Genomic DNA, 22,221 nt, shown 5'->3' with positions numbered 1-22,221 from the left:
AGTAGGAAAACGCAGTCGATCCAGGCCCTGGTCGCCACGAAATGGAAAAAACTCACTCCGCGATACTCGCCGCCAGACCCAAGAAAGCACCGTAGCGGTCCGCTTCTTTCGCAAAGGCCTTGCGCTGCGTCTGGCTCAGCGGGCTGAAGGGCTGCAACTGCACCTCCACCGACTTCTTCTTGATCGTCCGCTTCCAGATGCCGATGACGCGCCCGTCCACCAGCATCACGGGATTGAAGATGCCATTGCCACCAGGGACGATCTTCGCGGCATGGGCTGGATCGGTGATGGAGGGGCTGCGGTCCTTGTAGCCGAGGATCATTTCATCAAACCCGGCCACCAGCCGCACCTGCGGCTTCTTCGCGGCAGGCGGGGCGACATCCGGTGAGTACCAGATCTCCGTGCCCTCCAGCGTGTCCTTCGCCAGCTTCGGCTTCACGGCCTCCAGCCCGGCGCGGGCGTCCGGCATGGTCAGCCCCGACCAGGCGGCGAAGTCGGCCAGGGACGCCGGACCTCGACTCAGGAAATAACGTTCCGCCAGCAGGGCGATCGAGGCCGCCCGGTCCAGCTTGCGGGGTGCCGTCACCCATTCATCCAGCAGCACAAAGGTCTGCGATTTACCGGTGCGCGGGCCGACGCAGAGGAGGCGCTCGGAGCTCAGGCGCCAGAGGATGTGGTAGCCCCGCTGTCCCGCCGTGGAGATGCCCGCCTTGTCCAGCGTCGCCTGCATGTCCTCCCGGCTCAGCATGCCGCCACCGCGCAGGGCTTTGAGAAGCACCTTCTCTGCTTTGGCAAAGACGGAGGCATCCAGCTCGAGTTGTTTCTGCCGGGTGCCGGTGCCCGCGATGACCCGCGGAGTAAGCAGCTCCAGCATCCAGTGCACATCCGCCGTGGGGACGAAGTGCAGCGTGCCCCGCATGGGCCAGGTGCGGACGAGTTCCCGACGGGCGATGGCCTCCTCCACCTGGGTTTCCGTGGCACCCTCCGGCAACCGCGAGCCCAGCGCCCATAGGGCCTGGAGGAAATCCTGCGCCTGCATCCCGCCCAGATGCTCCACCACCGCCCCGGCGGATGGGAAGGTCGGACCTCCGGGGGCCAGACCTTGGGAACCGGATCGAATGCGGGCAGCTTCAGCGGGCGTCATGGCGTGGCCCGATACCTGCACCACCCCCGATGAATCTGCAAGCAGGGTGCCAGTGGAGCTTTTCCGACACTTTCGCCCTGCATCCCCCATCCCCCTCCCAGTCGTTACCCGTTCATGATCCGCCAGTTCCCGCTCATCACCCGCATGAAAACCTTTCATTGCCCTGACTTGCGGGGGGCTCGCTCCGTGGTTGCACGGCGGTTTTTCGCGGCGTAGTCTGCCCACCCCTGATGGCCTCCGGGCTTCAGGTGCTTCCAATCTCCCTCTCCCCTCTGCCACAGCACATGTCCGAAGACTTCGAGAATCCCTTCCAGGAAACGCTCATTCAACGCCACAGCGCCGAGCCCTGCACCGTGGTGATCTTTGGTGCCACCGGGGACCTGACCCACCGCAAGCTGATTCCCGCCCTCTACAATCTGGCCGTGGGTGGCGACCTGCCCCCGCAGTTCAAGGTGGTGGGCTTTGCCCGCCGCGACAAGAGCGACGAAGAATTCCGCACCGAGCTGGAAGCGGCCAACAAGAAGCATTCCCGCCAGGGCCACGACGAGACGGTCTGGGCCAACTTCGGCAGCAGCATCCATTACCACAAGAGCGAGTTCCAGGACCTGGAAGGCTACAAGGCCCTCAAGGTCCTGCTGGAAAAGTTCGATGCCGAGCGTGGTGCTCCCGCCAACCGCCTGTTCTACCTCGCCTCGGCCCCTGAGTTTTTTGACCAGATCATGCTCATGCTCCGCGAAAGCGGCCTGAACGAAGGCGCGGGTGGCAAGTGGGCCCGTGTGGTCTGCGAAAAGCCATTCGGCAAGGATCTCAAGACCGCCCGCCACCTCAACGAAGTGGTGAACGCCACCTTCCACGAGAGCGACACCTACCGCATCGACCACTACCTGGGCAAGGAAACCGCCCAGAACATCATGGTGATGCGCTTTGCCAACCACATCTTTGAGCCGCTCTGGAACAGCCGTTTCATTGATCACGTGGAGATCACCTGTGCCGAGAACCTCGGCATGGAAGGCGGCCGCGGTGGCTACTACGATACCGCCGGCGCCCTGCGTGACATGGTGCAGAACCACCTCTTCCAGCTCCTGAGCCTGGTGGCCATGGAGCCTCCGACTGGCCTGAGCGCCGACGCCGTGCGCGATGAGAAGGTAAAGGTCATCCGCTCCCTGCGCCGCTGGCGTGGCACGGACGAGATCGCCAAAAACGTGATCCGCGCCCAGTACACCAAAGGCAGCGTGGACGGTGTGGAACGAGTCGGCTACCGCCAGGAAGACCGCGTGAATCCGCAGTCCAATACGGAGACCTACGTGGCTCTGCGCCTCTTCATCGACACTTGGCGCTGGCAGGGCGTGCCCTTCTACATGCGCGTGGGCAAGCAGCTTCCGAAGAAGGCGACCGAAATCTCCGTGCACTTCAACCACCCGCCGCAAGTTCCCTTCGCCACGAAGGGACAGGGCGGCACCCGCAACGTGCTGGTGTTCCGCATCCAGCCGGATGAGGGCATCTCCCTGCGCATGATGTCGAAGCTCCCCGGCGTGCAGCTCCTCATGCAGCCGGTGAAGATGGACTTCCGCTACAGCACCAGCTTCGGCAAGGCCAGCCCGGAAGCCTACGAGCGCCTTCTCCTGGACGCCATGGCCGGTGATGCCACCCTCTTCGCCCGTCGTGACGAAGTGGAGAACGCATGGGCCTTCATCGACGAGATCGAGCACGCCTGGCACAATGACGGCGCGCAGCCGCCCATGTGCGAGTACCCTGCCGGATCCTGGGGCCCGAAAGAAGCGGACGAGCTCCTCCAGAGCGATGGCCGCGTCTGGCGTCGCCTCTAGTCGTCTCTTCCCCTGTCTGCTAAGCTACCCTGCTGCCTGACTGACTGAGCACATGAGCACCCTTACGGAAGATTCGCTAGCCATCCTGGGCCAGGAAGTCCCCCTGGGCCGGGTGGACAAGGCGCTGAAGGAACTTTGGGGCGCGGACAACGCGCGCACCAAGGCCTCCCTGATGAACTTTGCCATCTACAGCGAGGAGTCATCCTCCCTGGAGAAGAACACCGCCCTTCTGGCTGAGATCACCCAGGAGCACGCCTGTCGTGGCCTGCTGATCCTGGCCCAGCCGGGTGAGACCGCCGCCAAGCCCCGCGCCTGGATCACCGCCCACTGCCAGCTGCATGAGGGCCACAAGTCCGTCTGCAGTGAGCAGATTTCCTTCCTGCTGCAGGGCGGCAATCTGGACGAGGTCCGGAACATCGTCTTTGCCCACCTGGACTCCGACCTTCCGCTGGTTTGCTGGTGGCAGGGGGACCTGACCCAGAGCTTCAGCGAACGCCTCTACAGTGTGTTCGACCTGCTCTTTGTGGACAGCTCCACCTGGACCGACCCGGCGAAGGCCTTCTCCACCCTGGAAGAAGCCCAGAGCCAGAAGACCGCCCGGTTCCGCAGCTATGATTTGAGCTGGCTGCGCTCCCACCTCTTCCGCACCGCGCTGGCATCCTGTTTCCAGTCCGCCGCCGCGATCGCCGAACTTCAGCAACTCCAGAGCATCGAGGTGGTACACGCCCCCGGCCAGCGCATCGCGGGCCTGCTGCTAGTCGCCTGGATGGCCGTCCGCATGAAGTGTGAGTTGAAACGCGAAAGCGATCGCTTCGCTCTCGTGCTTCAGGACGGACAGATCGTCACGGTCAATGTGCATGAAGGCACCGGCAGCGAACCGCTTCAGGAAATGACGCTGGTCACCGCGGGCGGCAAGTTCACCGTGAACCGCGCCTGCGGCGGCAACCGCATCTGCACCCGCGTACAATTGGGTGAGCACGTTAACGAAGAAAGCCTGCCGGCCGACCTTCCAGACGATCCCGCCCTCATCACGGATCAGCTCAGCCGCCTGGGTGGCCAGAGTTTGTACGTGCAGATGGTGCCCGTGCTCCGTCAGATGCTGGGCTAGGTTCGGTCTCCCCTCTGCTCCCTTTAATTTCCCCGCTTAGGCCGCAGTCTTCGGACTGCGGCCTTTTGTTTGCGACGGACCGCCGAACCCGTTGGAGCGGCATGATTGACCGCGCCGAATCATGTCTGATGGCAACAGTCACAACCGTGGCGAATGCACTTGTCAAAATGCATGCAAAATGCTTTCTGGAGGGAGGACTCCAGTGCTCCCAGTGCCCGGTCATGGCCCCTGCTACAGGTGCCCCACAGACGCCCCGCTCAGCACGGCAGTCGCCCTTGCTGTTCCATGAAATTTCCGTTCGTTAAAGCCAAGACTGCCAGCTCGTTGCAGCAGAAACTCGACGACACGCGGCAGAAACTCGATGCCGCCCGAAAGGAACTGGGGACCCTGAAAAAGGAGCTGAACGCGGCGAGGAAACGCCTGGGCAGGAACAAGGGGGTCGGCCCCATGATCGACGAGGGTCGCGCCTTCATGAGCATCCGTTTCCTGCGGGGAAAAGGATTGGAGATCGGTGCCCTGCATCGCCCCACCCCCACCGCCGATGGCGTGGTGACGAAGTACTACGACTACTTGAGCGCCGAGGACAACAAGGCCCGCTGCCCTGAACTGGTGGCTGAGGGCAACGAACTCGTTCATGTGGATTATGTGGGCGACGGCGAAAAGCTGGAGCTCATCCCCAACGACAGCCTGGACCACCTCATTGCGAACCACATGCTGGAGCATTGCCAGGATGTGATCAGCACGCTGAAGGTCTTCATGAGCAAGCTGAAGTGGGGAGGCCACCTCTTCATCACCCTCCCAGACAAGCGCTACAGCTTCGACTTCAACCGGCCCATCACCCCCTACGAACACCTGGTAAAAGATCACCAGGAAGGCCCGGCCCAAAGCTTGTACGACCACTATCTGGACGTGCACCGCCACAACGCCATCAAAGGGATCGGCTCGAATACCATGACCAAGGAACTCCTCACCAAAGAGGAAGTTCACGCCCTACCCCACCTGGACATCCACTTCCACGTCTGGACCCAGTTCGACATGCTGGAAATGTTCATGAGGCTGAAGGCAGACTTCGGATTTCCCTGGGAGTTTGAAGGCCTGCTGCGCAACGGCCACGAGGTCATCATGGTGCTGAAGAAAGAGGAAGTGGAGATCTGGGACCGGGCCGAGCCGGGTTCGAGGCCGAAGTCGGATCGGTAGGGAACGGCAGACGGAACCAGTCGAGATTCTTCCCTGAAGTAGGATGCGGGCACAAGCTCACGCGCCCTCGACCAACGAAAGCCTTCCCTCTCACGCTCCCACAGCCGGACGGCACGTCCGGACTACACCTTCAGCGACGCCACAGGAGTAGTCCGATGGTCCCCATCGGCTCAGGCGCCGAAGGGATGAAACAACCTCCTGCCAACCCAGACCCTGACCACCATGACCACCCTACCAGCCAACGTCTCGCCATCCCCATTCGCCTTCGCCACACGCCCGCACCCCAAACAAAAAAGGACCAGCCTGAGCCGGTCCTTTTCTATCTGAAATCAAGATCGCGAATCGCGCTTCCGCCGATCAAAACGGAATATCGTCGTCTTCCAGGCCGTCCGTAATGGGACCGTCGCCGAAGTCGTCGCTGTTTGCGGGAGCAGGGCGATTGCCACCTTGGGGCGGACGGGAACTGTAACCGCTGCCGCCACCACCGCCGCCGCCTCCATAACCACCACCACCGCCGCCGCCACGCGCTTGCTGCGGAGGACGCTGCTGATAACCGCCACCACCACCGCCGCCGCCGGGACCACTGCTGCTTGCGCCACCGCCCTGGCCGCCATCGTCCATGCCGCCTTCACGCTTGCTGTCGAGGAATTGCATGACCTCGCCCACCACACGCAGTCGGCTGCGCTTCTGGCCGGTCTGCTTGTCTTCCCACTGGTCCATCTGCAGACGACCTTCAATGAAGACCGGACGCCCCTTGTGCAGGTACTGACCGGCCAACTCAGCCAAACGAGCCCACAACACCACGTCCACGTAGGTCACTTCCTCGCGCTTCTCGCCATTCTCGGCCGTGTACACACGGTTCACCGCGATCGCCAAATCAGCCACAGCGCTGCCTTTGGGGGTGTACCGGACTTCGGGATCTCGCGTGAGATTCCCCATGAGCATCACTTTGTTGTACGAAGCCATAGCGCGGTGAAGTTAGCGGGCGCCGCCCAGTTTGGCGACAGGTTTTTGGACTTTGCGACCCGTGTCTCCTAGACACGACCCGCCCGGGCGCAGCAGAATGCTGGCTGGAGGGCGGGGCGGATCATCAATCCGCCCGCTGGAGGAACTGCAAAACAGACAGCAGCGGGCACCTCACTTCCTTGCCCGGGATCCGGAAGATCCAAAGGCGGAGGAGCCGCAGCCCAGATCACCGCAATTAGCGGCGCTGGAAGTACTGCTGATAGATGTTCTCGTTGAGCTTGAGCTTCGTCTGAAGACCGATGATGGCCTCAGGAGCAGCTTCAAACTGGAAATTGATGTAGTAGCCGGACTCCACGTGGCGGGGAGCGTAGGGGAACTTTTTCTTCCCGAGGTTGTCCACCTGCTCGAGCTTGGCACCGTTCTGTTCGAACTCGCGGCCCAGCTGGCTGACCAGGGTCTCGACGTTTTCCTCTTTGCCCTTCATGTCGAGGACAATCATCGCTTCGTATTTGCGGCTCATGGTTTTGGCGTAGTTTGGTTCGTGGTTGATTCTTTGCGGTTGTAGAGATTCATCGCGTTTTCCAGGCCGGTGTTGAGTGCGGAGCGCACGGCCTCCACGGCCCGGCTCACGGCAGTCTGCACCTGGGGCTGCTCAGCCTCGCTGAAGCGGCCGAGCACATGGCCCACCATGCGGTCACCCGCAGGACGGCCCTGTTCCCCGGCAATGCCCACTTTCAGACGGGGGAACTCCTCCGTGCCAAGGTGGGAAATCAGAGATCTGACGCCATTGTGACCAGCTGGTCGGCCGTTCATCCGGAAACGCATCGAGCCGAGGGACAGATCCACGTCGTCATAGACGGCGAGCACCTCCTCCGGCTGAATCTTGTAGAAGCGGCAGACGGAAGACACCGCCTCGCCGCTGGCATTCATATAGGTGAATGGCTTGAGGAGCCATCCACCCGAAAACTTGGCGAGAGCGCAATCCCAGCGCTTCTCGTGCCCCCAAGGGGCGGAGAATTGACCGGCGAGCGCGTCCACGACCATGAATCCAATGTTGTGGCGCGTCTCGGCGTACTCGCGTCCGGGGTTGCCTAAGCCGACAATCAGCCTTGGCCGAATCAGCAATTTTTGACCACCCCCGGACACATCCAGTCAGAAGAAGTTGATTACTTCTTGGCGGCAGGCTTGGCAGCCGGAGCGGCGGCCTTGGCAGCCGGAGCAGCTTTGCCCTTGGCTGGAGCCTTGGCGTCAGCGGCCGGGGCGGCAGTCTCTTCAGCCACGAGAGGCTCTTTCAAGATGGCCACAACAACGTCGCCTTCCAGCTTGGTGGAGACGCCTTCAGGAAGGGTGAGTTCACGCACGTGAGTGGCTTCGCCGACGTTCAGGTAAGCCACGTCAAGGGCGATCGACTCAGGAAGGTCCTTGGGAAGGCAATGCACTTCCAGGCTGTGAAGCACGAACTCGAGCTTGCCGCCTTTTTTCTCGGCAGCTTCAACACCACTGAGAACCACAGGAACGGAGGCGTGAATATCTTCGTCAGCATTCACAGCGTGGAAGTCAACGTGAAGGATGCCACCGCGAAGGTAGTCATGCTGCACTTCCTGCACCAAGGCAAGGGAGTCGCTGGCTTCACCGTCAATCTTCAGGTTGACGAGGATGTTGTCGGAGGCGCTGTGCTCGATGATGGAGGTGAACGTCTTGCTGTTCACTTCGACCTTGGCGTTCGAGTGCTTCTTGCCGTAGATGACGGCAGGGATGCTGCCGGCCTTACGCAGGCGCTTAACGGCACTGGTGCCTTCGGCGGTGCGCACCTTGGCTTGCAAATCGAGAATTTTGGCCATGATCGAGGTCTCCTGAGGTATATCGGTTTTGGGAAAAGGGCGGGGAAGCTACCCGCTTTCCGAAAACTGTCAACCCCTGATGTCAAAGAGTGACGTCACCGACTCGTCCGAATGGATGCGCTTGATCGCCTCTCCCAGCAGGGGTGCCACGCTCAATACGGTGACTTTATTGCCATGCGCCTGCGGAACGGAGTCCGTGGAGAAGAGCTCAATAATCGGTGAATTTTTCAGGCGCTCATGCCCTTTTTCACTCAGGACGCCGTGGGAAACGCCGGCGTAGATGTTCTTGGCCCCCTTCTCCGCCAGCAAGCGGGCGGCGGCGGTCAGCGTGCCGGCGGATTCCGTGAGGTCATCCACCAGAAGGACGTTGCGATCCTTCACATCACCGATCACGCTCAGGGCCTCGACTTCCTCGGCGCTGATACGATTCTTGGCGACGATGGCAAACGGAGCCCCCAAGGCCTTCGCATAGGCGTGGGACATCTTCAGGCCGCCCACGTCCGGGGAGACCACCACAATGTCTTCCAGACCCCGCTCGCGGATGGCTTTGATAAGCACGGGAGAAGCGTAGAGATGATCGACCGGGATGTCGAAGAAGCCCTGAATCTGCCCAGCGTGCAGGTCCATGGTGAGCACGCGGTTCACCCCGGCAGCGACCAGGAGGTTGGCCACCAGCTTGGCGGTGATGGGCACGCGGGGACGGTCCTTGCGATCCTGACGGGCGTAGCCGAAGAACGGCAGCACAGCCGTGATCCGGTGGGCACTGGCGCGCCGCACGGCATCCACCATGATCAGCAGCTCCATCAGGTTCTGGTTGGCCGGCGGGCAGGTCGGCTGGACGATGAAGACATCACGACCACGAATGTTCTCGTTGATCTGCACGAAGGTCTCACCGTCTGGGAAAGTCTCGACCACTGCCGAACCCAGGGGCACCCCCAAGTTGTCCGCGATGGCTTGGGACAAGGCAGGATGGGCGGTACCGCTGAGGATTCTGAGCTTGCTGTTCATGAAAGGGCGCAGTGAACAAAGAATCCCTGACAAATCAACCCGACGATGCAGGGAAACGAAAAAGGACCGGGAGAGTCCCGGCCCCTTGGGCGTGATCTTGAACCTTGAATCGTTCGCTACGGGGCCGCGGCGGCATCCTTGAGCATCCTCAAATAAAAAGGATGCGCCTCCCCGGTCCGTCCGGCTGCGGCCTGATCTGCCCAGAAGTAGGCCTCTTCCGCCTCCGCCCAGCGCTGCTGACGGTGCAGATGGAGGGCATAGGCCAGCCGGGGCATCTCATACAACGGCGCGACGCGGAGCGCATCATCGATGGCCTGCAGCGCCTGCACGGGTTCATCAAGGGCGTCACACGCATCCGCCAGAGCCAGGGAGGGGTACATGCTGTAGGGATTGATCTGGTGGGCGCGCTCCAGATCTTCAGCGCCCCTTTTCAACAGACTCTTCGCCAACGTCACGGGCTGCCCGGCTGCGGTCTCGAGCCTCACCAGTCCTCGCTGGTACCAGTAGTCGCCGTTATCGGGATCCAGTTCCAGGGCACGGGTCAGCCAGTCGAGCCGCTCCATCGTCACCTCGGGGCTCTTGTCCTTCTCAAGCAGCGAGGCCTTTTCCGCGTAGAATTCGGCACGACCATATTTCCAAGAACCGAAGAGCATGACCACCCCGGCCGCGAGGAGGGCGAACTTCAGCAACGGCCGGCATCCAGGCACCCGCAGCGGCTTCTGCCCCACCGGAGAGAAGCCGGGGTTGGCCAGCACTCCCAACAGGTAGGCGGCAAGCAGGGCCGGCGCCGCCACATGAAAATGAAACTCGAACCCCGCATGCGCCATGGTGGCCACGATGGCGGCCGTGGCACCGACGGCGAGTCCCAGCCCGTTGCTCATGAGCGTGGCCGTGCGATCGAACTTGTCCGTGACAAACCACCGGAAAAATCCGGCCGCATTGCGCAAGTGCATGCCTAGAACCACGAGCAGCAGCACCAGCCCCACCCAGCCGTAGTCCGCCAGCATCTGGAGCCATTCGTTGTGCACAAACTCCGCCTCCTGCAGCCAGAGCGGGGCAATGGCCTGGCGGTAGGTCACACAACCTTCATAGAACATGCGGGCGCCCGCGCCGATCAGGGGATGCGTCTGATGCTGCTCCAGCGCTGCCTTCCAGATCTGCATCCGGGGCTCTCCTTCCGAGAACACCGACATGCCGAAGCGGCGCTGCAACTGCTCCGAAAACACACCAAAGAGCACCATGCCCCCCATGGTCAGCACCACCGCCGTCGCGATCAGCAGCTTTCCCACCAGATGCGGATAGGTCTTCCACAAGATGAAAAGACTCAGCGCGGCCAGCACCACCCCACCGGCAGCCAGCCCCACCAGCGCGCCCCGGCTCACCGTCAGCGCCACGCCGATCGCCGCGGCCAGCGCCACAAACCCAAGCAGGAGCTTCCGCGCCGCCCCACCGCGGCCGAACAGCGCCATACCGGCCAGCACCAGGGACATCATCGTCAGGAAAGCCGCGAGGTGGTTGGGGTTGTTGTAGAACCCACCGATGCGTTGTTCGTCGCCAAAGGCCCGCATGTAGCTGGGCACCACGTGAAACGACCACCGACCGGAGAAATGGATGAACCCCACCACCAGATTTCCCAGCGTGGTGAAGAGCAGTACTCCTAGAACCCACAGCCGGGCCCCCGGATGACTCAGCACGGTGGCCGAGAGCGTGTAGGTCACCAGACAGCCCAGCAGAATGAAAAGATCCTCCCGGGCATGCGCCACCACCGGCGAAGTCAGCTGCCGCCCGACCAAATAGGCCCCGAGCACCAGCACCGATGCCAGACAGAGATCAGCCGGAGCGAACTTCAGCCGCCAGCGCCACCTCAAGGAAGCTCCCACGGCCGCGAGGCCCAACGCCACGCACGCAGGCCAGTAGAAAAGCAGGCGCGTCTCCGTGCCCAACACACCCGTCAGCAGCAGGCCCAGAAGGAAGAGCCCTACTATGACAGCAGTGATGAATCGTGCAGCCATCGTGTCTTTTGTGAATCTCAGGGCTGGACGGCCCGCTCATAAGCCGCCAGCAACTGCTCGACGGACTTTTCCCAGCTCAGCTCCCTGGTCAGACGCTCGTAACCCGTGCGTCCCAGCTGTTCCCGGGCAGCGGGATCATCCAGCATTTCCAAGATCGCATCCCCGAGCTTTTCGGCGGAGTTCTCCATGACGTAGCGGGCCGCTTCCCCGGCGGAATAGCGTCCCTCCCGCGTGCCAAACATGACCTGCGCCTTGCCAAACGCCATGTACTCCAGCGTCTTGTTCATGGTGCAGTGGTCGTTGTAGTCATTGATGGGATCGCACGCCACGCCCAGGTCCATCGTCTTCAGCCCAGTGAACAGGAACTCGTTGCTGACCCGGCCCGGCATGTCCACATGATCCTGCAGCCCCAGGGCATCCCGTTGTTTCACCAAATCCGCATGCTCAGGGCCTGAGCCCATCAGCAGAAACTGCACATCGTCCCGCTTGCGGTTCCGCACAATGTAGCGGGCGGCATCCACCAGGTAGTTTACGCCATCGGCATTGCCCATCACCCCGATGTAGCCCACCAGGTGCTTGCGCCCCTTCTTGAGGCCTTCGTCCACAGGCAGGGAAGTGTTGAGGCGGTTCGGGGCTGTACGAACAACGAACACGTCATCGTCCTGTTTCCCGCCACGCTGCTTCACTGCCGCCAGCACGCTCTGGTTCGTGGCCATCACCACATCGGCCAGGGCCAGGGTGCATCGCTCCGCGATCCGGACCGCCCAGTAGAGCAGCCCCCGGCGGCCAAATTTGGCCTCAAACATCTCCGGCCAAAGGTCATGCACATCGAAGATGACCTTCACGCCCCCGATCAACTTGAAGGGCAGCGCCACGAGAAACAACAGATCTGGCGGGTTGCACAGATGCACCACATCGAACCCCTTGCGTCGCCAGGCTTTGATCGCGCAGAAGAACTCGCCCCACAGAGCGCTGGCGTACTCGCCCAGGAACCCCTTGATGCCCTTGGCCTCCTCAGTGATCCAGTGGCGGTAGATCTGGATGCCATCCAGCACCTCCTCCGGCGTGGTGTAGCCCCGCATCTGCGGACAGATCACGGTGACATCGTGCCCGGCATCCCGCAGCGCGCAGGCCTCCTGCCACACCCGCCGGTCCAGAGGCACCGGCAGGTTCTCGACAACAATGAGGATGCGCAAGGGCTTCGACATGGGCTCTACCAGCAGCTTCCCTCGTACTTCCAGGACAGCGATTGGAGGTCCCGCCATCCGTTGACGTCGATGACCCAATGGTCTGGCGTGGCCGCAGTGGCCAGCTCCTCCAGAGGAGCGCACTTCTGCGCGGCAATCACCACCTCGCTCTGCGCCACCACCTCGGCCGCCGTCGGCCGCAGCAGTTGCGCCAGGTGAGGCATGCGACGTTGCATCTCCGCTTCATTCGCCCCCATCAGGCGGGAGAGATTGAGCTGCGGATCATACACGCTCAACTGGTAGCCCCGGCCCAGCAGCGTCTCCGCCACCGCCACCATGGGGCTGCCTCGGAGGTCATCCGTGTCCGATTTGAAGGCCAGGCCCAGGATGCCCACTTTCCGGGAACCTTTGCTGGTGATGAGCTTCAGCAGCGCATCCAGGTGAGACTGGTTGCTGCTCAGCACGCTGTCCAGCACCGGCAGGCTCACCCCTTCCATGCGGGCGAAGGAGCTCAAGGCGCTGACATCCTTCGGCAGGCAGGAGCCGCCAAAGGGGTTGCCGGGCTTCATGTAATAACGGGAGATGTTCAGCTTCTCATCCCGACAGACCACATCCATGATGCGGCTGCCGTCCACCCCCAGGTGCTTGCTGACGCGGCCGATCTCGTTGGCAAACCCCACCTTGAGCGCGTGGAAGTAGTTGCAGGCATACTTGATGGTCTCCGCCCCTTCCCAGGCAAGGATCTCCGCGTTCTCCCCGAGAAGCTCCAGCGGCTCAGTGCCGGCGGGAGGACTGCCATCATGCGTGCCCACCACACAGAGCGAGGGTTCACGGAAATCGCGCACCGCCGTGCCTTCCCGCAGGAACTCCGGGCAGTAGTAGATGGTCACCAGCCCGGCATCGAGCAGCGGCTGGAAGAAATCGTGCACCATGGAGCGGGTGCTCCCGGGCAGCATGGTGCTGCGGAAGATGATGGTATGCGCCCCGTCCTTCTCCTTCACGGCGTCCACCAGTTGCTGGGAGACCTTCCGCACAAAGTCCAGATTCAACCGCCCGGACTCCAGCGAGGGCGTGCCCACACAGACGATCGAAACCTCCGACTCCGAGACGGCCTCCGTCACATCCGTGGTGGCCCGCAGGCGTCCGGCCTGCCGGGCTGCCTGCATCAGGGCATCCAGACCGGGTTCGACAATCGGCGACTCCCCGGCATTGAAGGCGTCCACCTTGGCCTGCTGCACATCGGCTCCGATGACTCCATGACCTTTGTCCGCAAGACAGGCTGCGGTGACGGCGCCGACATATCCGAGTCCAAAAATGCTAACCTGCATAGTGCTGTGAAGTGCTCGCGCCCACCATCACGAGATCACTCCCGCGTCCAAACACTTTTTACGTTCAATTCTCCGACCACCTCAATCACAGGGCAGTCCTCAAAGCTGCCATAACGACGGGAGGCCAGTCCGGTCATCAAGGCGCAGGAGGTGGCATTCTCGAACACAACCCGCCAGCGCCTGCCATTCCGTTGCAACAGGAACTCCGCCTGACCGGCCGGAGTCACCTCCACCTCAGGAGCAAAGTGCCAGCGGGTGCGCAGGTCAAAGGCGGCCCCTCCCGTCACGGTGTCTTCAATGGTGATCTGGTCATCCCCGACCAGGGTCACAGACCGTTTCCAGTCCCTGCCCTCGTGCTGGAGACTGGCGGTCAACCTGCCGCCTTCATCCTCCAACCGGGGCACCCCATGATGGTCCAGAAGCAGAAAGGTGCCAAGGCGACGCGGGGTTTGGAAGCCGTCCGTTGGTTGGGGGCCATTGTGAGCCTCCCAGGCGGCCAGGGCATTGCGCTGCTCTTTCATCCCGTAGTAGCCGCCGGTCCCCGGATCAATGAGCAACGCGAGATCACCATCCCATACCGAGAGATGCAGCGCGTCCCCATGCCCGTGGGCGGCCATGGCCCCGTATCCGAGCGGCGAGGCATCCACCCGGAGCTTCCACCCGTGATTTTCATAGACCGCCATCCCGCTGTCGGGTGCCACCCACCAGCCGGAGGTCGCCATGGCGGCCTTCGGCGGAGTTCCCAACCAGAAGCGCAGGGATTCCCCAGACGTCCGACCCATCAGCCAGGCCTGCCACTCCCCCTCCGCCAGATGTCGGTCCAGGCAAAGCGGCACCACCTCGGCGTCGTCGGAGTCGCCATAGTGCCAGGGCTCGGTGGCTTGCACGGCATGGGTAAAGAATGTCGCCGCCCGCAACAAACGCTGCCAGGCCTCACCACGCTCCACTTTCATGAGGCGGGCACAGTGCCACGCCATCTCCCAGGCAAAGAGGTGGTAGTGCAGCGCCTGCTCACGATTGCCCCCGTCCGGCGCGAACTGTTCGAGGACACAACGCTCCACCTCGGACCACAACCGTCCGGCCGGGCAGACCACCGTCTCCAGCACCGGCCAGCGTTTCACCGCATGCAACAGCCCCGCCAGCTCCCCCAGCAGGTGATTGTTGGCAGAGGAGCCAAAGGACAAGTATCGCCACACCCAGAGGGCGTGGGGCACCACCACCAGCTGGGTCAGACGGGATTGCCGCTCCTGGAGGGTCGCGTCTCCCGTGGCCTCAACCAGAGCATCGAACCACGTGAAGTTGATGAGCCGTAACCCCACCTCAAGCGGGCTCGTCCAGTGAATGCCATAGCCTGCCGGATTTTCCTGAACCCAGTCCTCCAGCCAATCCCGGGCAGTCGAGATGGCCGCAGCATCTTGGTTCAGCCAGCCGTGCATGGCCAGACGCACCATTTCGGACCACCGGCTGATCTCCCACAGGGTGCGCACATCCACCCCCGCGGGCAACGATCGGTGATTCAATCGATGCGCCAGCCTGTCCTTGGACGTCACATGTTCGCCCAGGGGATCGCGATGCCATGAAGGCGGACAGGCCAGTTGCACCTCCCGCCAGCCAAAGAGATGCCATCGGCCTGCCTGAAGACCAGCGGCATCTTCAGCAAGCCGTTGTTTCAGCGATGCCGGAGCCTGGGTGGCCTCTGGCAAATGAGGAACACCCGGCGCGCGTGCGCCTGTTTTCACCGGGCGAACACGCTCCGCGAAGCCCGCATCCGACCGGTGTTTCCAGCGCTCCGTCACTCGGTGCCAAAGCTCCGGGGCGCTCATCGCCCGGAGGCGATGCAGATACCATCCTATCGACATGATTTGAAACCAGACCTACAGCTTGACCGGAGCATTCTGCTGGAGGCTCTCCAGCACGCCAAAGGTCAGCAACATGCTCTGACGGGCGTCCGCATACGGCAGCGGATGCGGTCCGCCGCCGCTCAGGAAGGCCGCCCACTGTTGCATCTCTTCAGCGTGCCCCTTGGAGCCATACTTGTGTGTCACCGCCTTGCGGCCCTTGTACAGCGTCAGCTTTTGGAAGTTCTCACACTCCGCCACCAGACCCGAGGCAAAGACGCGGAACGTCTCCTTGGGGAACGCGTAGTCGCCTTCCGCCGTGTAGATGATCTGGGCACAGGAGCCGTCCTCGAAGGCGATCTGCGCTGTGACAGAGTCCGGGAAACTGTGACTTCCTCGTACCGGCCACACCGTCTGCGCCGAGACCTGAATGGGACGTCCCAGCAGATGGCACGCAAAGTCAAAGAAATGGCACGCCTCCCCCAGCACCCGCCCGCCGCTTTCATCCAAGTTCGCGTACCAATGATCCGGAGCCAGCTTGCCCGCGAAGACGTGAAAGGCCAGCGTCTTCGGTCCAGGAATGCCAGAGAGAGCCTTTTTCACTTCCGCCGTCGCCGGGGCAAAACGACGATTAAAACCCACCAGCACACTGCCGGAGGAAGAGGCCATGGCCGCATCGATCTCCGTGAGTTCCTGACGCGTGAGACACAACGGCTTCTCCACGAAGACGTGTGCCTGCTTCGCCAGCGCCTGGAGCACCAGAGGCGCGTGCAGATGGTGTCGGGTGGCAATGACAACCCCCGCGTTCTGCGGTGAGGCGGCCAGCACGGATGCGGCATCCGTCGCCGCCTCGGCAAAGCCGAACTTCTCCTTTACATGCCGGGCACTCAGGCTGGTCTGATTGACGATGGTTCCGAAGGGCACCCGCCCTTTCAGATGTGGCAGCAGCATGGTGCGGGCAAAGTTGCCCGCCCCAATGACGTGAAGCGCGGGCACGGACCCCGTCAGTCTCTTCTCTCCTCGAACCTCCGGTGCCGGGCGGGTGTTGATCGTTGGCACGATCTCGCCCGATCCCGAGGAAGATGATGCGTACTCCAGAACCACGCCAATGTCCGCGTTGTCTGAAGCCATCAGATCATTGTACACCGAGACGGCATCATGAAAGGCGGCCCGACGGGTCGTCACCGGAGCAAGATTCAATCCGCCGGACTTCATCAAGTGCAGCGCCGCCTCGAAGTTGCGGTTCTCGGTCCACCGCACATAACCCACCGGGTAGTCCCGCCCGCCCCATTCATACTGGGGATCATAGCGCCCTGGGCCATAGCTGCGGGAGTAGCGCACCTGGATGTCCTTCATGTACGCGGTCTTCCACTCCAGCGTGGCGTCATAGATGCCGACGATCACCATCGTACCACGATCCCGCAGACAGGTGATAGCCTGCTCTGCCGGAGCCGGAGACTTGCCCCCCACGCACAGCAGCACCGCATCCACACCCAGTCCTTCTGTCCACTCGCGCACGGCATCTTCGACCTTCGTCTGACCGGGATGCGCCACTCGCTCGGCCCCCATCTGCCGGGCCACCTCCAGACGTGACGACACAAAGTCCACGCCCATGACGCGCGCGCCGCTCGCAGCGAGGAGAGAGGTGGCCAGTTGCCCCACCAACCCCTGCCCCATGACCAGCACCCTATCCCCCAATTTCACGTCCGCTTGGCGAACCGCCTGCAGGGAGATGGAGGTCAGTGTTGTGTAGGCCGCCTGCCAGCCCGCAACGCCATCCGGCACTGGGGCCGCCAGCAGATCTGGCACCGCCACCAGTTCGGCGTGAAACGCACACTCTGCGCCGCCACAAGCCACACGATCTCCCACACGAAACCTCGCGTTGCCTTCGTCCACCGCAATGACTTCCCCGGCCGCGCTGTAGCCGAGAGGTGAAGGCGATTCGAGCCGGTTCTTCACCTTCTCCATCGCCGCCTTCCAGCCCAGCGTGCGGGCCGTGTCCAGCACCTTCTTCACCTGGTCCGGCCGCGCCTTCGCCTTTTGCAGGAGCGACATGCGCGCCTGCTCCACCTTCATCTTTTCCGTGCCCGGGCTGATCACCGAATGCGTGACCCTCACCAGGATGCCCCCGGGCGGTGGAGTCGGTGTCGGCACCTCTTGCAGTTCAAGCCGACCGTCCTGGTATTGTGCGAGTTGTTTCAAGGTAGGGAGAAAGTGGAGGGGGTAGTGGACGGTATTTCAGACAGGATTAACAAGATTTTAAAAGATTAACAGGATTGGGGCGGAGAGGGTGAGGACGGGACAGAGACTATATCAAGTCAGCTCAGTTCAACTCGGCAGAAATCATTTGGCTAGCGTCAACCTATATGGCACCGCGAAACTCGAACCCGGAGGGTTCACCATGAATAGCCATAGGTCGGCCGAGTGAAACGAGGACTACCTATGGTTGGCGTAGCGAGCATTGAACCGCGGAGCGGTTCGCCCATCGCGCACACCGTCCCCTGGGGTGACGTCCTCATTTCATTGACTTTCGCATCAAGGCCAAACGAACATGCACCGATACCGTTCCATTTCATCCCTGAGGCCGCTGCGCCGTGTCCGACGGTTTTGGCGAGAACCCGTTCCCGGTCCTTGGTCGGGAACACCACGTGGCACAAGATCTGGGTGTAGATGGACATCAGGGGTGGTTGGCTGCGATGGGCGAACCGCTCCGCGGTTCAAGTTGCTCTACCTCTACCATGGGTAGTCCTCGCTATGCTCGGCCGACCCATGGCTATTCATGGCGAACCCTCCGGGTTCAAGGCAAAACACAGCGTAACATTCCCGCATTCCCGCATTCCCGCATTCCCGCATTCCCGCATTCCCGCATTCCCGCATTCCCGCATTCCTAATTCCTAATTCCTAATTCCTAATTCCTAATTTTCCCAGCCCCTCCCCCTTCACCAGCCACTTGTGCTTTCCCGCGGTGGTCTTTTCCACTTCCTTCACTTCCCGCAGAGCCAGATCAAAATCATCTCCTAACTTCCGCAAAAGACCATCCTGGATGCCTTGAGTCGCACCGCCCCACCCCGGGCCGGCTTGATACCGTAGCTCCACCTTCCCGGGTTCTGCCTGATAAAACTGCACGGCGCACAGGCCGTCGAAGATCCGGTCGTGCATGTTGATGGCGGTCAATGAAATCTGTCGGCCCGTGGCACTGACGAGAAACTCATACTCCCGGCCAGCCACGGCTTCCACGGCGGGCCACGGCCACTCGCCTGCACCTTGGGGCGCCAGCTTCACGTAGTCACCGGTGCGATAGCGCACCAAGGGCATCACGTGGTTGTGGAACGTGGTGCCAATGACCTCCTGAAATCCTTCTTCAGTGGGCGCTCCGAATTCCACGTAGCCGTAGCCCGGCCAGAAATGCAGCAGGTTGGACTGCCGCCCCTGGCCCGCCAGCACCGCCCGCTCACTGTGCCCATACCAATGGAACACCGGAGCACCAAACACCCGTTCCAGATACTGCTGCGTTTCCAGCGTCAGCTTTTCAGAACCACAGAGCAGCGACACCGGCTTGAATGCAAGCTGCAGCCCTTTCTGCTCCAGCAACCTCGCCAGGATCAGCGCGGCCGAAGGATACATGTGAAGATGGCGCGGCTGAAACCGGTTCAGGGCTGTCACATACTCATCCATGCGCTCCGGGGTAAGATGGTACGATGAAAGTACCAGCCAGTTCCGCGTGGCGTCATAGTAGCTGATGCCGCCACGAGCCTTGGATGAGGTCACCATCCCCCGCACCACTGCCACCTTGTCGCCCACCCGGTAGCCGCGCCGTGACCATTGCGCCTCCAGATAGGCCTGCTCCTTGGGCCGGCTGACTCCCTTTTGCAGGTAGAAACCGACCGGCACGCCGCTGCTGCCGCCTGTAGTGATGTGGAGGCGGTCCGCCGCACCATAACGTGGGTTTGCCATCTCCTCGCGGCTCGCAATCAAATCCTGTTTGGTGAGCAGCGGATAGTCCTTCAACTGCTCCAGCGATTCCAGCTCGCGAGGATCCACGCCAACTGCCTGGAATCGCTCCCGATAGAAGGACGACTCACCAGCCGCGAGCAACGTCTCCCGCAGCTCCTTCAACTGGTACGTCGCGATCTCCTCAGGCGACCAGCTTTCGGACGCCGCAGCCTCGCGCTGGAAGCGCTCATACTCCTTGCCGTGACGCAGGCGCGCCGGAATGGCCCGGTAGGCCCGTCCCACCAGCGACTTCACCGGTTGGGGGGCCGCCTCGTACACCCGCAGAAGTGGATAGAGCTTGTCTTCCAGGGACATGAAATCAATCTGGAACGCTACGACTTGCGCTCCACATGGTTCACCCAGCCAAAGTGCGGCTTGAAATGATACGTGTCCGCCGCCTCGAACCGGTTCAGGGAGCGGCTCCAGCGAGGATCATTGGACCGCACGGTGATGTCATCGAACTTGAATCCGGAAACCGGCTTGCGATTCACATCAAACGCTCCGGCCAGCATGCGCACCTTCTGCCAGTCGAAGCCCATCAACCCGGCGCACACGGTATCCACGGCCAGCGGATTCTGCCCGGCCACGATCACGCCACAGGCTTTGGGATCAGGAGCCATCGGCCCGTTCCCCTCCCCGCCCACGATGCCGTCCACTACCGCGAGATAGCGACGGGGGCTCGTGCGAGGCGCGCCGGAGCCGTCGAAATAAAAGAGGCATTTGTTCAGGTCCACCACCATGCGCCAGCAGGTGTCGTTGCCATGCCAGTTGCCGGATCGAACCACCTTCTGGGTATCACCGAAAATAAGACGTCCCACTTTCTTCAACGGGACAAAAAGCTTGCTCAGGAGGTGTTTGCCAAAGAGCACCTTCTTGATCTTGCCCATCAGCGAATGCTCCAGCTTCGCCTTCACCGTCGCTGCAGGGAACTGGTCGCCGCCTTGATCGGGCGTGCCCTCGGTATGGTGCGGCAGCCAGTTCTTGTTGGCATTGATGCCCACCAGGTTTTTCAGCGCACAAGTGAGCCCCACCTTCTTGTGGCACTTGAGCTTGGGGATGTTGATGAGCACGTCCGCATCCATCGGCGTGCGGCAGAGCATGTACTCGTGCGTCTCCTCCTGATGGCGTTCATTGGTCTCTGCCATGTTGTAGGAGGCTCCGTAGAGCTTCCCGAGCCCGTGAAAGCGGACAAACTCGCTGTCCGCATTCAATCGCACATGGGTGGAGCCCAGAGGATCACCAGGAAGCTCCGTCTTGCTGACGGTCACGCCGTCCACCGCGTGCCATTCTTCTGGCCGCAGGTCAAGCAGGGCGATCTTTACCCCCGGGAAATCCTGCTGGCAGCGAGCCACCATCTCATCCAGGCGGCAGTATTTGCGCAGCGTGGCGAAGGAGGAGTCGGTCTGAGGGGCATCGCAGATGATGATGGAGCCGCTCTCGCGCAACAACGGTGCCACCCAACGGATGACCCCTTCGATCACCGAAGGATGAGTCACGACATGCTCCCATTGATCCGGGCCGGGATGACGTTCGTCATGCTCCTTCACCCAGTTGGGTTTGAGCACGACCTTCTCGCCAGGCCGGATGAAGTCCGGAGCCAGATCAAGCGCCTCCAGCGCCCGTCGCGTCATGGCCACCACTTCAGGCCCGTCCGCATAGCTGGCGCCCCCCTGCTCTACCGAGACCAGAGGCACACCGAAACCAGGAATCAACTCAGTGGGAGTGCCCATGTCAGTGTTTGTGTCCATGTGCTCCTTCATGCACGGACCGGGCCGCAGCCTCAGCCGCGACATACACATCACGCAGAGGCACCCCTGCCTTGCGGGCCAGGATGCGACATTCCTCGAACTCCGGCGCATACTTGTGCGCTCCGCCCGGCAGGTGGGAGACCTTGACGATGGCCTCGCCAAACTGGGTCTTCACCCGGATGCAGTCGCGCGGCAGGGTACTGCGCTGCATGTTCTGCTCACGTACGCCCAGCGAGCTCGTCTCCGTGAGAATCAAATCCCGCATGGCTGGCTGATCCTCCGGCTTCGCGATCACGTTCAAGATCACGCCCGGGCGGTTCTTCTTCATGTGCGTGGGCGTCATGGTCACATCCAGGGCTCCCGCTTCCAGCAGCCGCTCCATGATGTGGCCATGTTCCTCAGCCGTCTGGTCATCAATGTTGGTCTCCAACACCGCGACCGTGTCCGTGTCGAACTTCAAATCACCGGAGCCTTCGCCGATGAACACGCGGCAGAGATTGGGGATGGTAAGATCCCATGTGCCCGCGCCATAGCCCACCGCATCCAGACGCATGGCGGGCAACTCTCCAAACCGCGAGGACAGATGTTTCAGCAGAGCCGCTCCCGTAGGCGTCACCAGTTCTGCTTGAATGGGCGATCCCACAATGGGCACGCCTTTCAAGATGCCCACCGTCGCCGGTGAGGGCAGTGGAATGGATCCATGAGCCCCCTGAATGAAGCCACGTCCCAAGGGCAGCGGACTGCAGTGCACGCGATCAATCCCCAGGAGTTCGATGCCCGCGATGGTGCCCACGATGTCAATGATCGCGTCTTCACCACTTACCTCATGCAGATGCACCTCCTCCACCGGCATGCCGTGAATGCGAGCCTCCTCGGCAGCGATGATGCGGATCACCTGCAAGGCCTGCTGTTTGACCGTGTCGCTCAGCGTGCTCTCCCGCACCACCCGCTCGATCTCAGGCAGGGGGCGTGAGTGAGGCTGGGGGCTCACGAGCACGTCCACCTTGGTGGCGGTGAAGCAATTC

Annotated in this window: 17 protein-coding genes; 3 read left to right on the top strand and 14 right to left on the bottom strand. The window is 62.0% G+C overall.

Annotation, left to right across the window (positions count from 1 at the left end):
* Positions 1-52 precede the first annotated feature (52 nt).
* Positions 53-1,144 carry a winged helix DNA-binding domain-containing protein gene (locus BV106_RS08215; protein WP_038163228.1) on the bottom strand — a complete coding sequence of 364 codons (1,092 nt, stop codon included), beginning with the start codon at positions 1,142-1,144 and terminating at the stop codon, positions 53-55.
* Positions 1,145-1,428: 284 nt separating this feature from the next.
* On the opposite strand from BV106_RS08215, the gene zwf reads away from it, so the two are divergent.
* The 3 genes from zwf (at position 1,429) to BV106_RS08200 (ending at position 5,275) form a co-directional block, all read left to right on the top strand.
* Positions 1,429-2,970 carry a glucose-6-phosphate dehydrogenase gene (gene zwf / locus BV106_RS08210; protein ID WP_038163284.1) on the top strand — a complete coding sequence of 514 codons (1,542 nt, stop codon included), beginning with the start codon at positions 1,429-1,431 and terminating at the stop codon, positions 2,968-2,970.
* A gap of 52 nt (positions 2,971-3,022) precedes the next feature.
* On the top strand, positions 3,023-4,078 hold the full coding sequence (locus tag BV106_RS08205; RefSeq protein ID WP_038163224.1) for a glucose-6-phosphate dehydrogenase assembly protein OpcA: 1,056 nt from the start codon (positions 3,023-3,025) through the stop codon (positions 4,076-4,078).
* Positions 4,079-4,363: 285 nt separating this feature from the next.
* Positions 4,364-5,275 (top strand): methyltransferase domain-containing protein, encoded by a 912-nt coding sequence (locus BV106_RS08200; protein WP_051945405.1) that lies wholly within the window; start codon positions 4,364-4,366, stop codon positions 5,273-5,275.
* Between the two features lie 357 nt (positions 5,276-5,632).
* On the opposite strand, the gene ssb is transcribed toward BV106_RS08200, so the two are convergent.
* The 13 genes from ssb to larC form a co-directional block, all read right to left on the bottom strand.
* Complete coding sequence (ssb, locus tag BV106_RS08195; protein WP_038163218.1) at positions 5,633-6,241, bottom strand: single-stranded DNA-binding protein; 609 nt, start codon at positions 6,239-6,241, stop codon at positions 5,633-5,635.
* A gap of 235 nt (positions 6,242-6,476) precedes the next feature.
* A complete protein-coding gene (gene rpsF, locus BV106_RS08190) occupies positions 6,477-6,761 on the bottom strand; it encodes a 30S ribosomal protein S6 (protein ID WP_038163216.1) in 285 nt (94 codons plus the stop codon).
* Positions 6,758-7,387 carry an aminoacyl-tRNA hydrolase gene (gene pth, locus BV106_RS08185; protein WP_081891599.1) on the bottom strand — a complete coding sequence of 210 codons (630 nt, stop codon included), beginning with the start codon at positions 7,385-7,387 and terminating at the stop codon, positions 6,758-6,760. Before pth ends, rpsF begins: the two co-directional genes overlap by 4 nt.
* 20 nt (positions 7,388-7,407) lie before the next feature.
* Positions 7,408-8,082: a 50S ribosomal protein L25 gene (locus BV106_RS08180; RefSeq protein ID WP_038163213.1), complete on the bottom strand. Its 675-nt coding sequence runs from the start codon at positions 8,080-8,082 to the stop codon at positions 7,408-7,410.
* Between the two features lie 69 nt (positions 8,083-8,151).
* Positions 8,152-9,090 (bottom strand): ribose-phosphate pyrophosphokinase, encoded by a 939-nt coding sequence (locus BV106_RS08175; protein ID WP_038163211.1) that lies wholly within the window; start codon positions 9,088-9,090, stop codon positions 8,152-8,154.
* Between the two features lie 116 nt (positions 9,091-9,206).
* The gene (locus BV106_RS08170; protein WP_038163208.1) at positions 9,207-11,102 is read right to left on the bottom strand and encodes an O-antigen ligase family protein; all 1,896 of its coding nucleotides are present in this window, start codon (positions 11,100-11,102) and stop codon (positions 9,207-9,209) included.
* 17 nt (positions 11,103-11,119) lie between these two features.
* Positions 11,120-12,310 carry a glycosyltransferase family 4 protein gene (locus BV106_RS08165; protein WP_038163206.1) on the bottom strand — a complete coding sequence of 397 codons (1,191 nt, stop codon included), beginning with the start codon at positions 12,308-12,310 and terminating at the stop codon, positions 11,120-11,122.
* A gap of 5 nt (positions 12,311-12,315) precedes the next feature.
* A complete protein-coding gene (locus tag BV106_RS08160; protein WP_038163204.1) occupies positions 12,316-13,617 on the bottom strand; it encodes a nucleotide sugar dehydrogenase in 1,302 nt (433 codons plus the stop codon).
* A gap of 35 nt (positions 13,618-13,652) precedes the next feature.
* Complete coding sequence (locus tag BV106_RS08155) at positions 13,653-15,476, bottom strand: heparinase II/III-family protein (RefSeq protein ID WP_265595442.1); 1,824 nt, start codon at positions 15,474-15,476, stop codon at positions 13,653-13,655.
* Between the two features lie 15 nt (positions 15,477-15,491).
* Positions 15,492-17,657: a bi-domain-containing oxidoreductase gene (locus BV106_RS08150; protein WP_265595441.1), complete on the bottom strand. Its 2,166-nt coding sequence runs from the start codon at positions 17,655-17,657 to the stop codon at positions 15,492-15,494.
* 699 nt (positions 17,658-18,356) lie between these two features.
* Positions 18,357-19,763, bottom strand: a complete 1,407-nt coding sequence (locus BV106_RS08145; RefSeq protein WP_038163200.1) for a phenylacetate--CoA ligase family protein — start codon at positions 19,761-19,763, stop codon at positions 18,357-18,359.
* A 17-nt stretch (positions 19,764-19,780) separates the two neighbouring features.
* Positions 19,781-21,196 carry a DUF362 domain-containing protein gene (locus tag BV106_RS08140; protein ID WP_265595440.1) on the bottom strand — a complete coding sequence of 472 codons (1,416 nt, stop codon included), beginning with the start codon at positions 21,194-21,196 and terminating at the stop codon, positions 19,781-19,783.
* Positions 21,180-22,221 (bottom strand): nickel pincer cofactor biosynthesis protein LarC (larC, locus tag BV106_RS08135; RefSeq protein ID WP_038163199.1); only part of this gene is annotated, 1,042 nt, incomplete at its 5' end. The genes BV106_RS08140 and larC, both read right to left, overlap by 17 nt.

Origin of the sequence: Verrucomicrobium sp. BvORR106, assembly GCF_000739655.1 — a bacterium.
In the GTDB taxonomy this organism is placed as follows: domain Bacteria; phylum Verrucomicrobiota; class Verrucomicrobiia; order Verrucomicrobiales; family Verrucomicrobiaceae; genus Verrucomicrobium.
The sequence above is the reverse complement of the archived record's forward strand: the minus strand, read 5'-3'. Positions and strand labels throughout refer to the sequence as shown.